The organism is Desulfovibrio cuneatus DSM 11391, from assembly GCF_000430005.1.
Taxonomy (GTDB): domain Bacteria; phylum Desulfobacterota; class Desulfovibrionia; order Desulfovibrionales; family Desulfovibrionaceae; genus Frigididesulfovibrio; species Frigididesulfovibrio cuneatus.
Genome location: NZ_KE387019.1, coordinates 90,917 through 103,366 on the forward strand (window position 1 = coordinate 90,917; position 12,450 = coordinate 103,366).

11 protein-coding genes are annotated in these 12,450 nt (G+C 54.8%); 9 read left to right on the plus strand and 2 right to left on the minus strand.

The window, feature by feature from the left end:
- Positions 1-62 precede the first annotated feature (62 nt).
- The 5 genes from trpB to G497_RS0115440 all read left to right on the plus strand — a co-directional run bounded on the left by trpB (position 63) and on the right by G497_RS0115440 (position 6,356).
- Positions 63-1,256, plus strand: coding sequence for a tryptophan synthase subunit beta (trpB, locus tag G497_RS0115420; protein WP_027188814.1), 1,194 nt, complete (start codon positions 63-65; stop codon positions 1,254-1,256).
- The gene (trpA, locus tag G497_RS0115425; protein ID WP_027188815.1) at positions 1,256-2,026 is read left to right on the plus strand and encodes a tryptophan synthase subunit alpha; all 771 of its coding nucleotides are present in this window, start codon (positions 1,256-1,258) and stop codon (positions 2,024-2,026) included. The genes trpB and trpA overlap by 1 nt, the downstream gene beginning before the upstream one ends.
- Positions 2,027-2,281: 255 nt before the next feature.
- Positions 2,282-3,043, plus strand: a complete 762-nt coding sequence (locus G497_RS0115430; protein WP_051258210.1) for a TIGR04076 family protein — start codon at positions 2,282-2,284, stop codon at positions 3,041-3,043.
- 2 nt (positions 3,044-3,045) lie between these two features.
- The gene (locus G497_RS0115435) at positions 3,046-4,899 is read left to right on the plus strand and encodes an aldehyde ferredoxin oxidoreductase family protein (protein ID WP_027188817.1); all 1,854 of its coding nucleotides are present in this window, start codon (positions 3,046-3,048) and stop codon (positions 4,897-4,899) included.
- A gap of 101 nt (positions 4,900-5,000) precedes the next feature.
- Positions 5,001-6,356, plus strand: coding sequence for an APC family permease (locus G497_RS0115440; protein WP_027188818.1), 1,356 nt, complete (start codon positions 5,001-5,003; stop codon positions 6,354-6,356).
- Positions 6,357-6,624: 268 nt separating this feature from the next.
- Here G497_RS0115440 and G497_RS0115450 read toward each other — a convergent pair whose 3' ends face one another.
- Complete coding sequence (locus tag G497_RS0115450) at positions 6,625-6,804, minus strand: rubredoxin (RefSeq protein WP_027188819.1); 180 nt, start codon at positions 6,802-6,804, stop codon at positions 6,625-6,627.
- Between the two features lie 678 nt (positions 6,805-7,482).
- Between G497_RS0115450 and G497_RS0115460 the strand changes: the two genes are divergently transcribed.
- The 4 genes from G497_RS0115460 to G497_RS0115475 are packed head-to-tail and all read left to right on the plus strand — an operon-like array spanning position 7,483 to position 12,013.
- Entirely contained in the window at positions 7,483-9,924 is a 2,442-nt protein-coding gene (locus G497_RS0115460) for a DMSO/selenate family reductase complex A subunit (protein WP_027188821.1), read from the plus strand.
- 24 nt (positions 9,925-9,948) lie between these two features.
- A complete protein-coding gene (locus G497_RS0115465) occupies positions 9,949-10,569 on the plus strand; it encodes a DMSO/selenate family reductase complex B subunit (RefSeq protein ID WP_027188822.1) in 621 nt (206 codons plus the stop codon).
- Complete coding sequence (locus G497_RS0115470) at positions 10,566-11,372, plus strand: dimethyl sulfoxide reductase anchor subunit family protein (protein ID WP_027188823.1); 807 nt, start codon at positions 10,566-10,568, stop codon at positions 11,370-11,372. The genes G497_RS0115465 and G497_RS0115470 overlap by 4 nt, the downstream gene beginning before the upstream one ends.
- Positions 11,373-11,383: 11 nt before the next feature.
- On the plus strand, positions 11,384-12,013 hold the full coding sequence (locus G497_RS0115475) for a TorD/DmsD family molecular chaperone (protein ID WP_169727020.1): 630 nt from the start codon (positions 11,384-11,386) through the stop codon (positions 12,011-12,013).
- 147 nt (positions 12,014-12,160) lie between these two features.
- On the opposite strand, the gene G497_RS18665 is transcribed toward G497_RS0115475, so the two are convergent.
- Positions 12,161-12,379 (minus strand): HdeA/HdeB family chaperone, encoded by a 219-nt coding sequence (locus tag G497_RS18665; RefSeq protein ID WP_169727021.1) that lies wholly within the window; start codon positions 12,377-12,379, stop codon positions 12,161-12,163.
- Positions 12,380-12,450: the final 71 nt, after the last annotated feature.

Sequence of the window (12,450 nt, forward strand, 5' to 3'; positions counted from 1 at the left end):
GACAGCGTCCCCCAATAAAAGTCAATTAAATTTACTGTTAATTACTTACTAAGGAACCAGCCATGAAAAAAGGATACTTTGGGGAATTTGGGGGGCAGTTTGTGCCGGAACTCCTGGTACCGCCCCTGCGTGAACTGGAAGAAGCGTGTGAAACCATTGTGGCCTCCTCTGATTTTCAGGAAGAGTTGGGCGATTTGCTGCGCAATTTTGCGGGCAGGCCAACGCCCTTAACCCGGTGCGACAACCTTTCCAGGGATCTGGGCTTTACCCTGTGGCTGAAGCGTGAAGACCTGCTGCATACCGGGGCGCATAAGGTGAACAACACCCTTGGGCAGGCCCTGCTGGCAAAGCGCATGGGCAAAAAGAATTTGCTGGCAGAAACGGGCGCAGGCCAGCACGGGGTGGCCACAGCCGCTGCCGCTGCCAAAATGGGCCTTGGCTGCACCATTTTTATGGGGGCAACCGACGTTGTGCGCCAGGCCCCTAACGTGGCCCGCATGAAGCTGTTCGGGGCCACGGTTGTGCCTGTGCACAGCGGCACCAGCACGCTGAAAGATGCCATTAACGAAGCGCTGCGGGCCTGGATTGCCCGGCAGGACGACACCCTGTACTGCTTTGGTACAGCGGCAGGGCCGCACCCTTTCCCCACCCTGGTGCGTAACCTGCAAAGCATTATCGGGCAGGAAACCAAAAAACAGGCAGCAGAACGCATGGGCAGGCTGCCGGACGCCGTGGTGGCGTGCGTGGGGGGCGGTTCCAACGCCATTGGCATGTTTTACCCCTTCGCTTCAGACGATGCTGCCAAGGGCGTGCGCCTTATTGGCATTGAAGCTGGCGGCACAGGGGAGCCGGGGTGCTATAATTCTGCCCCCATTAACCTTGGTACGCCGGGTGTACTGCACGGCCAGCATAGTATGCTCTTGCAAGATGCCTTTGGGCAGGTGCAGCCTTCTCATTCTGTTTCCGCAGGGCTGGACTACCCCGGCGTAGGGCCGGAGCATTCCTACTTTGCCCAGGTGGGCCGGGTACACTACCGGGTGGTGTACGATGCCGAAGCGTTGCGGGCCTTTGAAACTCTGGCCCGGCGTGAAGGCATTATTCCTGCCCTGGAATCTTCCCACGCCCTGGCTTTTGTGCTGGAACATCGTGAAGAGTTTACCCCCGGTTCCCATGTGGTGGTGAACCTTTCCGGCAGAGGTGATAAAGATATGGGTATAGTGGCAGGGCTGCTTCCTTCCCTGCAAGGAGATGCGTAATGGGAAAAAGCACATTGCAGCAACGTGTGGAGCAGGCCAATAAGGCCGGGCGCATTGCCCGCATTCCCTTTATTACCGCCGGGTTCCCCACCAAAGCAGAGTTTGTAGGCATTTTGCGTGAACTGGACGCCCATGGGGCCGATGTTATTGAAGTGGGCGTGCCGTTTTCCGACCCCGTGGCAGACGGCCCGGTGGTGGAGGCGGCTTCGCGCGTTGCGCTGGAGCAGGGCGTAACCCTGCCGTGGATTTTGGAACAGCTTGCCGGGCTTACCCCGCGCCTGAAGGCCGGAGTGGTGCTTATGGGCTATTACAACCCCTTCTTGCAGCATGGCCTGGAACGGCTTGCCGCTGATGCCGCCAAGGCCGGGGTGGAAGGCTTTATTGTGCCAGACCTGCCCCTGGGGGAAGATGCCCCCATGCGGGCCGCCCTGCGTGCACACAGCATAGACCTTATTCCCCTGGTGGGGCTGAACACCAGTGAAGAGCGCATGCGTGAATACGCTGCCACGGCATCTGGCTATGTGTATGTGGTTTCCGTCATGGGCACCACTGGGGGGACTAACAGCATGAATGCCACGGTGGAAGATGCCCTGGAACGGGTGAGCCGTGTGTTTTCAGTTCCTGTGGCCCTTGGCTTTGGCATTCATAGCCCCCAGCAGCTTGCCAGCCTGCGGGTAAAGCCCCAGGCCGCTGTGTTTGGCAGTGCTTTGTTGCGCCACCTGGAAGCAGGGGGTACGGTCGCCGAGTTTATGAAGCCATGGGTAAGTTGATGATATGAAACTTTGCAGGGGAAGGGGGAAAACCCCTTTTATAAAAGGGTTTTTTCCCCCTTCCCCTGCACCCCATCCCCTTTCCTCAACATTTTGATACGAAATAACGCAACGCAACCAAAGGAAATTAAATAGCGTTTCCACAACTTGGTTGCTTGCCAGTTGAGAATGCCTCCGTTAATACTCTTGCGAGCGAATCAACTACAGGTGCATTGTTTCCTGCTGTCTGTGCTTATTGAACCATGAGGGCAAAAAATGGCCATAAAAAATTTACGAGTAACGGTGGAAGAAGTACGGGGCTTTTGTGACATGCCCATGCGCCCTGGCGACTATTTTGAGTTGCGTTCCGGCGCATTGGTATTTCCGCAAGGGGGCAGGTTTTGCATGTGGGCCATGCAAAGCGTTATGCCCTTTTTGCCTGCCCGCCAGCGGGCAACCGACGACCCCAACGACTGGGTTCCCCGCGTGGAGCGGTTTATTTGTCCCGACCCAGACGGCGGGGTGGTGATGAAAATAGAAGTGATTGATGACGATGGCAGCGTGACCGCTGCGCCGGGCACTTCAGCATTGTCTTCTGCCAAGGCTGCTGTGCCACTTGCCAATGCCAAGCGGCTGGTGGCAGACCCCTTGAAGTGTACCGGGTGCCGGGCCTGTGAACTGGTGTGTTCCTATACCCACTTCAAGGAATATTTGCCGCATCAGGCCCATATTCAAATTGTTACGGACGACGAAGCCTGCACCGACACCCCCATGACCTGCCACCAGTGCGGGCATGCCAAGTGCCTTGCGGCCTGCCAGTTCGGGGCTATTTCCCGGCATGAAAGCGGCGGTATTTTGATTGATACCCAAGCCTGCACAGGGTGCGGTGCCTGTGCGGCAGCTTGCCCCTTCACAGCCATGAAGCTGCGTAATGGCAAGGCATCAGTGTGCGATTTATGCTTGGGCAAGCCTGCTTGCATTGAGCGCTGCCCCACAGGGGCCCTCAGTTTACGATCGTTAAAGGGGAAGGGAGAGTAGCCATGTTGGGATATGCCGGGAAAACACTCCGTATTAACCTGACCAACCAGACGTATTCTGTAGAACCAACCCCCACGGAACTTATGCGCGGCTTCATTGGCGGGCGCGGGTTTAACATGTGGCGGCTGTATTATGAAACACCGCAGCAGGCTGGCCCGCTGCATGAAGACAACAACCTGTACATAGGCGTTGGCCCGTTAAACGGTACTTCCTGGCCGGGGGCTGCCCGTGTGAACTTTAGCGGGCGCTCCCCGCAAACAGGGAACCTGGGCGACTCTAACGTGGGCGGTGCCTTTGGGCCGGAAGTAAAGTATGCTGGCTATGACCAGGTCATTATTCAGGGGCAGGCGGAAAAGCCTGTATGGCTGTTCATTCACAACGGCAAGGTGCAGTTTAACCCCGCTGCGCATTTACAAGGCCTGGATGTGGTGGAAACCCAAGCCTCCATTAAAAAAACTCTGGGTACACCGCGGGTGCAGGTGGCGGTGGCTGGCCCTGCTGCCCATGCCGGGGTGGTGTTTACGGGCATTTTCTGCTCTGGCGTGCGGGCAGCAGGCCGTACGGGCATGGGGCGCTTGTTGGCCTCCAAAAACGTGAAGGCCGTGGCCGTGCTGGGGCACACTGCGGTACGCGCTGCCCACCCGGAAAAATTTGAAGCCATGGTGTGTGACCTCATTACTAAAATCAAGCAGCACCCCCAATATGCTGGTCGTTTGCAAATGGGCACCACCTTTTTAATGTCTGCCCTGAACAACATGGGGGCGTTGTCTTCCAAGCATTTTCAGGAAGGCACCATGGGCACTATAAATCAGGTGAGTGGTGAAGCCCTGGCCGAGCGGGTGAAAGTGAAAAACCGGGGCTGTTTTTCCTGCACGGTGCCTTGCAGCCGAGTGTATAAAACAGAGTACAAAGGGCGCAAAATGGTAGGGGAAGGGCCGGAATTTGAAGGGCTTATGGGCTTTTCCGGCAGGGTAGGGGCGAGCAGCCTGGAGTTTTCCCTTTCCTCCTGCAACCGCTGCAACCGCCTGGGGCTGGACGTGATTACCACGGCGGAAGTGATTTCCTTCTGCATGGAACTGCACCAGCGGGGTATGCTGACCAGTGCTGAGGCCGACGGCCTGGATTTGAGCTGGGGCAATGAAGCCACCATTGCGGCCCTGATTGAAAAAATTGCCAAACGCGAAGGCTTTGGTGACGTGCTTGCCGACGGCGTAGACGAAGCCGCCCGCAAGCTGGGCCGGGGCCGTGAATACTGCATGTCGGTAAAAGGGCTGGAGTTGTTCATGGCAGACCCACGGGGCCTGAAAGGCTATGCCGCAGGCCTTGCTGTGGCCAGCCGCGGGGGTGACCATTTGCGTTCCGAGCCTTCCTTCGAGTTTTCCAACGACCATGAAGAAGGTATACGGCGCTACGGTGCGGCAGAGTCGGCCAACCGATTGGCCCACAAGGGAAAAGGGCGTTTGCTGAAAGATTTTGAAGAGCGCTGCGCCCTTTCGGATTCCCTTAATGTATGTAAAAATACCCTGGTGAACATGGAAATTATGCTGTGGGATGAAACCGCGCAGCTTTTGGAAATGCTCACCGGGGAACCTTGGCATGGTGACGAAGTGCGCCTTGCTTGCGAACGTATAGTGAACGTGGAGCGCCTGTACCTGGCCCGCCTGGGCATGGGCCGCAAAGACGACACCCTGCCAGACCGTTTTTTGAAAGAGTCGCTGCCCACAGGGGAATCTGCCGGGCAAGTGGTGGACCTGGATTCCATGCTGGATGAATACTACACCGCCAGAGGCTGGGATGTAGCAAACGGATTGCCCACACAAGCAAAACTTGATGAGTTAGGCCTGAGAAAGTGTTGAGTGTTTAGTTTGCTCTAAATTACTAATTTACTATTTGGGGAGGCTCTGCCTCCCCAATATAACGAAAAAATTGCCACACACATTTAACGAAGGATAATGGTATGTCGTCATCTGAAAGCACAACCACCGGCGTTGCCGGGTTAAAAAAGGCCCTTGGCAAGCTGGAGAGTTATGCCACCTTGGTGGGCATTCTTGTTGGTTCAGGTATATTTGTTGTGGTGGGGCAGGCGGGTGCGCTCACGGGGCCTTCAGTACCACTGGCCTATTTGGCGTTGCTGCCCATAGTGCTTGCCACTGCCATGGGGTATATTGTGTTCATGAGCACGCCGCTGGGCAACTGCCCTGGCGGTGCGTATACGCATATTTCCAGAACTTTTGGGGCCATATTTCCCGCGTTCATGGCGGTGTGGCTGCAAGGGGTTGCCTACATGGGGGCCTTGGGGCTTTTGGCTACTGCCATGGGGGAGTATGTGAAGTTTATTTTCCCGGAAGTTGATCCCCTCGTAGCGGGTTCTGTTGCGCTCATATTTTTTGCGGGTATCCAGTTTTTTGGCATCAACATTTACGGGCGTATCCAGGTGGGTATGTTTGTCTTGTTGTTGCTCGCCATTGTACTGCTTGTAGGGCCGGGGCTGTTTGCTATCAAGCTGGAAAACTTCACGCCCCTGTTTCCCTTTGGGCTGAAGGGCTTTATGGCAGCTATTCCGCCTTTGTTCATTTCATACGCTGCGTTTGAAAGCTTGGCCCAAAGCGCCGGGGAAACCAAGGAAGCGCAAAAAAATCTGCCCATGATATTTGTGCGCGGTCTTGTGGCCACAGTGGTCATTTATTTCTTCATGTCCCTGGTGGCGTTTGGCGTGTTGCCCTACCAGGCGGCGGCGGCTTCTAACACCGTAATGGCAGACGCTGCGGCCCAATACCTGCCTGTAGGTGGTTCGCTTATTGTGGCCATTGGGGCCATTATGGCCTGCACCACATCTATTAACGCCACCATGATGGTACCGCCCCGGTTACTGCTGGTTCTTTCCGATGACCATTTAACCCCCAAAGTGTTCAGCAAGTTGCACCCTGTGTACAAAACTCCGTATATTGGGCAAATAATTACACTGGTTATGGCGCTGCTCCTGATGTGGACACGTACTTTGGACGCCATTCTGGCCGTTACCTTGCAAGCCATATTCCTGCTGTATATTATTCACGGTGTTGCGCTTATTTGCCTGCCTTTTGCCAACCGCAAGCTATACGACCAGGCACTGGTAAAGCCCCCTGTATGGTTTACGGTACTGGGTGGCTGCGTTTCTGTAATAGCACTTATCTACTGTAGTTATTCAATGCTGCTGAATAGCTGGAAGGTTATTCTTGCCTGGGCGGTGGCTGGCACAGGTATTTATTTTGTCGCTGTTATGCAGGCGCGTTTGCGCAAAATCGACTTGAAGCAAATGCTCATGGACCAGTAGAATATGTCGTAGGGAATACTGTTCGTATTGTAATAATGCAGTGTTTTTCTAAGGAAGCCTGAATAAACGGTATGTTGGAAACGCTCAGTTTTTTCGTTTGGCAAGGCACGAGCTTTTTTTGACGCGGGTGCTGGACTCTTTGGTCCTGCCCCGCTTCAAAAAAAACGAGAAACGCAGCCAAATGGAAAAAATCAGCGTTTCCACCAAAATTACGACAGCGGGGCTGCATAGTGCAGCCCCGCTGTGTTTCATTAAGGAAATGGTGGAATTACCCCATGCATTGGAATTTGCTTGGGCTTGCCCCGCATACCGGGCATTTCCAGTCTTTGGGCAGGTCTTCAAACTTCACGCCTTTGGGAACTTTGCCTTTGCGGTCACCGCGGTCGGGGTCATAAATATATCCGCAGTTGGCAACAGGGCAACGCCACATATCTTTGGGTTCGCTCATAACAACTCCTGGGTGAAGGTGTGGTGGAACAGAATCCAGAGCGTACTCCCTATGCTTCAAGAAGTCATTGCGGAAAATGGCTCTGGGAAGGTTTTTTTTGCAGGCACCCGCCACAGTATGTCTTGTACAAACAGCGGCTTAGATGAGAATGCTCTATCTATGGGGGGGGGAGCCGGGCGTGCAACGGGTGCCAATTACAGTAGTAAGACTTTTTTTGCCCGTGGCAAGGGTTTGCCATGGGAAATTTTCTGAGTCATGGCAATGTAATACCCTTTTCAGCTTGCTTTGTTGCGTATTGGCTTGTGGGGCAACTCTAAAAAACGCCTGAGGAATGGAGAAGGGAAACCGAATGCTGTAAAGTGGACTTGCTTTGCATTATTTTTACCGTAATAGCAACGTTGACGGAAGGTTGCGCCCTTTGTTACCATGCGATATTGCTTATACACACATGCTAGTAGCGTAACCATTGTCTGCCTTTTTGCTACCAATAAATAGGGCTATTACAGTAGGCCTTTTTCTGTTGCCGCTGGTAGCGGCGATGTGTTTTTGCTTGGTGCACGGTGCATGGTTGTAGAGAGCAGGAATACTGATTTTTTGCAGCCGCTTTTACAGCGGCATGGAAATAGGGGTTGTTCCCCTACAATTGAGTAACCTGGTGAATTTTGCATGGAGAATAACATGAAGAAGAACCACAGCAACCATGGGGCACACTCGGTAAGCCGGCGTAATGTGCTTAAGTTTGGTGTTGCTTCTGGCGCAATGGCTTCCGTGGGTTCCTTGGGCCTTGGCTCTATTTTTTGCCCTGCTGCTCAGGCGGCCCCGGCCTTGCCGCATGAAGATTTTTTAACATCTGTCTGTGCCAACAACTGTGGCAGCACCTGCATTTTGCGCCCCGTAGTGCAAGAAGGCCGCGTGATGCGGGTAGACACAGACAACTCCGTGGAAGACAACTGGCAGGAAGGGATATTTCAGGTGCGGGCATGCCCCAGGGGCCGTTCCATGCGCCGCCATATGTATGCCCCCAACAGGCTGCAATACCCGCTGAAGCGCACGGGCGAGCGCGGTAGCGGCAAGTTTGAGCGCATTTCGTGGGAAGAAGCGCTAGGCACCATTGCTGGCAAGCTGGTGGAATGTAAAACCAAGTATGGCAATGAATCCATATGCAGCCTGTATGCTTCCGGCGTGCAGGTGGGTGCATTGATGCGCCGGGAATCGTTCTACCGCCTCATGAACCTTATGGGCGGCTTTGCCCTTGGCACAAGCGACTACAGCTCTGCTCAGAACCAGTACGGCATGAAGTACCTGTATGGGCAAAGCGGGTATTCCGGTAACCCTACCAGCGACATTGCCCACACCAAGTTGGCAGTGTTTTTTGGGTTGAACATTACGGAAACCCGTATGAGCGGCGGCGGCTTGCAGTATGAAGTGCTGGAAGCAAAACGCAAGGGCAACACCCGGGTTATTGTTATTGACCCTCGCTACACCGACACCTGCATAACCATTGCGGATGAATGGATTCCCATTCGCCCCGGTACAGACGCAGCCCTGGCTTCCGCCCTGGCCTATGTGCTGATTACCGAGAATATGGTGGATAACGACTTTGTGCGCACCCATGTGCAAGGGTTTGACGCCAGCTCCATGCCGGAAGGGTTTGCCCCCAACCTTTCCTACAAAGATTATATTTTGGGCACAGGGGAAGACGCCACCCCCAAAACACCCCAGTGGGCGGCTGCCCTAACGGGCATTCCCGCAACGCGCATCATTCAGCTTGCACGGGAAATTGGCGGGGCAAAGCCGTGTTACATTACCCAGGGCTGGGGCTTGCAGCGCCAGGCCGCCGGGGAAATGAATACCATGGCCGTGGCTGCCCTGGCGGCACTAACGGGTAACGTTGGCCTGCGCGGCGGCAACAATGGCGACTTGGACGGCTACAGCCCCGGCGTTAGCCCCCGCCTGCCAGCGGGCACGAACCCGGTTAAGGCACGCTTTCCCACATTTTTGTGGCTGCGTGCCGTGGAGCGCGGCACGGAAATGACTGCTCTGCGGGACGGCATTCAAGGGGCAGACCGTTTTCCTGCCAACATCAAGTTTATTTGGAACTATGCAGGCAACTGCCTGGTGAACCAGCATTCCGACATTAATGAAACCCGCCGGGTGCTGAGCGATACTTCCAAGTGCGAAATGATTGTGGTGATGGACACCCACATGACAGCCAGCGCCCAGTGGGCAGACATTGTGCTGCCTTCTGCCAGCTACCTGGAACAGCCAGACATTGTGGGGCCAAGCTATGCCATGAATACAGACTGGCTGGCCTTTACCACCCCGGTAAAACCGTTTTTTGAATCGCGCCCGGTGTATGACGTATGCGTTGACCTGGCAAAACGCCTGGGCATTGAAAAAGAGTTCACCGAAGGGCGCAGCCGGGAAGACTGGCTGGAATACCTGTATGAAACAAATTGCCGGAAAAACATGCCCACCTTGCCGGAAACATTGGCAGAAGCCCGTAAAGTAGGGCTTTTCATGCGGGCCAAAAACAGGGATGCCTTGCCTGTGCGTTTTGCGGACTTCCGCAACGACCCCGTGGCAAACCCGCTGAAAACTCCTTCCGGAAAAATAGAACTGTTCTCCCCGGCGTTGCACACCATTGGCAAAACCTGGGAACTGGAACCCGTGCTGGGCAACAGAATTCCCCCCAGCCCGCAGTATGTGGCTACCTGGGAAGGGTTTGAAGACAAGGAAGGCAAGGCCAAATTCCCGCTGCAAATGATTACCTCACACTACAAGGGGCGCACCCACTCTCACTATGCTTCTGTGGACTGGCTGCTGGAAGTGATGCCCCAGGTGCTTTGGATGAACCCGCTGGACGCGCAAAAGCGCGGCATTGAGCACAACGAAATTGTGCGGGTGTTTAACGGCAGGGGCGAAGTGCGCATTGCGGTTAAGGTCACGCCGCGCATTATGCCTGGCGTTGTTACCATGCCGCAAGGGGCCTGGTATAAGCCAGACGCCAACGGGGTGGACCATGGCGGGTGTGCCAACACCCTTACGCTGTACCGTCCTTCCCCCCTGGCAAAAGGCAACCCACAGCACACAAACCTTGTGGAAGTTTCCAAGCTGTAACACTGTGAGCAGAGCGAGACTATTATGAAAAAATCATATGCTTTTTATATGGACGCAAGCCGCTGCATGGGCTGCAAAGCATGCGTCATTGCCTGTAAAGACGGGCACGACCTGCCCCTTGGCCTGAACTGGCGGCGGGTGCCGGAATGCACTGGCGGCGCATGGGCAGAACATGCGGATGGCACGTATACCCAAAACGTGTTTTCTTACTACCTTTCCGTTGCCTGCAACCACTGTGAATCGCCTGTGTGTGTAAAGGCCTGCCCCACAGGGGCCATGCACAAAACCGAAGATGGTATTGTGCAGGTGGATGCAACACGCTGTGTAGGCTGCAACAACTGTGCGTGGAACTGCCCGTATTCTGCCCCGCAACTGGACAAAAGCAAAAAGCACATGACCAAGTGCAACTTTTGCCGTGAACGGCTGGAAGTAGGGCAAAAGCCCTTGTGTGTGGCAGCCTGCCCCGCCAGGGCGCTGGATTTTGGCCCACGCGAAGAGCTTATTGCCAAATACGGCAGGGCCAACATTGCCCCCCTGCCGCCTGCCAGCATGACAGAGCCAAACCTTGCCGTTGTGGCCCACAAAGACGCACAGCCAGCAAACACACGCAAACCCTTTTTGGCCAATAAAGAGGAACTGTCATGATGCACTATGAATTTGCTCTTGTGCTGTTTACCGTGCTTATCCAGTTTTGCGCTGGGCTTGCCCTGCTTGTGTGGCTTGCCGGGGTGCACAATTACCCTGCCCTGGAAAAGCGCCTGTGGCGTGTGATTTTGGCATGTGGTGTTGTGGCCCTGGGCGGGTCAACCATGCACCTTGCCAACATTATGCATGCCCCCTTTACCCTTACCCAGGTGGGCACGGCGTGGCTTTCACGGGAAATTGCTTCAGTAAGCTTTTTTGGCCTGCTGGTGCTGCTGCGTGTGCTTAATGTGGGGGGCAACAAGCTGAACCCGGTTATTGCCCTGGTGGGCTTAGGCACTGTGTACGTTGTCAGCCAGGTGTACCGTGTGCCTGCTGTGCCCTTTTGGAACACCATCGGCACGGAACTGGGCTTTTTTGGCACTGCCCTGGCCCTTGGCGGGGCCGGGCTGGCTGTGTTCCTGCATGACTCCAAGGAAGCGGAAGATGCCCCGCGGGCTCTTTCCCTTGCGGCCGGTGTGTGTGTGGCAGGTATCATGCTTTCCCTGGTGCAGCCCTTGCTTGCCTTGCAGGGCGGGGCTGCGGCCCTGCCGGAAGGTTCCCTGGTGCAAACCCTGAATATAGCACATGGCCTTGGTCTGCCCCGCTTGCTGGCAGCCGTGCTTGGTGGATTTATTCTGTGTTATGGCCTGGTGCGCGGGTGCAAATGCAACGCCATGGTGCTTATTGGCTTTGCCCTGATTGCTGTGGGTGAAGTTGCCGGAAGAATGCTGTTCTATGCAGCCAACATCCGCATAGGCATTTAAGCATGCAGGCCATGCTTCAAACAGGAGTTTCCCTTGGGGGGACTTCGCTGTTTTCCTGTCTTGGTATGTTGTTATACCGCTTTCAGGGTATGAATGCGGCTGCCCTTGCTGCCCACAGTGCTTCCCTGCCACAATGGGAAGCGCTGTGCGCCAGCGAGGCAGACAAAGCCACCCTGCGGGCCTTTGCTCAAATGCTGCATACTGCTGGCACCAATGAAGAAGAATACAAAACAGCCACAGCAGAGTATGCCGGGGTGTTCCAGAACCCAACGGCCCCAGTACCCCTTTGGGAATCGTTTTGGGTTTCTTCCGAACACCTGTACTTTACCCAGGAAACGCACGAAGTATTGCAATGGTACAGAACGTTCGGCCTTGAGCTGGTTGCCCAGAACGAGCCAGCAGACCACATAGGGCTGGAAATGCTGTTTGTGGCTATTCTGCTGCAAGGCGCGGCAAAAGGCAGCCCCCAGCATGGGGAAGCCATGGTGCTTTTCTGGCAGGAACACATTGGGGTGTGGGCTGGCCCGTGCCTGGAGGCGTTGCAAAAAACGGTGGAAACAGCCTTTTGGCAGGCCGTTGTTGCGGCAGGGCAGGTGGCGGTGAAGGGCATGACGCATTCAATGCAATTTGATGAGAAGTAGAATTGCCGTTTGACGAGTAAATGTTCCAGCGCCTGTAGGCACGGAGTATTTTTACTGTAACGGAGAAAAACTGGAGAGTAAGCGTAAACGTTTTTCACAAAAGAACCGCTATTCGATTGAACAGCGGTTCTTTTGTTGTCTTTACATTTATTTCATCAGCGCAGTCCACGTTGTCTTCACGTTATCCATAAAAGAAGCCTTTGGGGACTGCTTGCATTCCGTACTACTGAGTGGGGTAATTGTTTCCACTTCTGCCACGTCAAAAATGTCTGTCCCAGAGTTTGCGGTGCCACCAGCTATTCCCACAACAACAGGAAAGTAGGATTCGTCCAGCAGCAAAAACTTTTCGTCTGTCATCTTGGTCACAGCTTGTTTCGTTGGCTGACACCTAAAAAACACCCACCACCCGCATGCGGGTGGTGGGTGTGGGCATATGC

Coding starts and splice junctions, on each gene's coding strand:
- G497_RS0115435 (WP_027188817.1), top strand. CDS start 3,046: ATGTTGGGATATGCCGGGAAAACACTCCGTATTAACCTGACCAACCAG.
- G497_RS0115460 (WP_027188821.1), top strand. CDS start 7,483: ATGAAGAAGAACCACAGCAACCATGGGGCACACTCGGTAAGCCGGCGT.
- G497_RS0115430 (WP_051258210.1), top strand. CDS start 2,282: ATGGCCATAAAAAATTTACGAGTAACGGTGGAAGAAGTACGGGGCTTT.
- G497_RS0115475 (WP_169727020.1), top strand. CDS start 11,384: ATGCTTCAAACAGGAGTTTCCCTTGGGGGGACTTCGCTGTTTTCCTGT.
- trpA (WP_027188815.1), top strand. CDS start 1,256: ATGGGAAAAAGCACATTGCAGCAACGTGTGGAGCAGGCCAATAAGGCC.
- G497_RS0115440 (WP_027188818.1), top strand. CDS start 5,001: ATGTCGTCATCTGAAAGCACAACCACCGGCGTTGCCGGGTTAAAAAAG.
- G497_RS0115470 (WP_027188823.1), top strand. CDS start 10,566: ATGATGCACTATGAATTTGCTCTTGTGCTGTTTACCGTGCTTATCCAG.
- trpB (WP_027188814.1), top strand. CDS start 63: ATGAAAAAAGGATACTTTGGGGAATTTGGGGGGCAGTTTGTGCCGGAA.
- G497_RS0115450 (WP_027188819.1), bottom strand. CDS start 6,804: ATGAGCGAACCCAAAGATATGTGGCGTTGCCCTGTTGCCAACTGCGGA.
- G497_RS0115465 (WP_027188822.1), top strand. CDS start 9,949: ATGAAAAAATCATATGCTTTTTATATGGACGCAAGCCGCTGCATGGGC.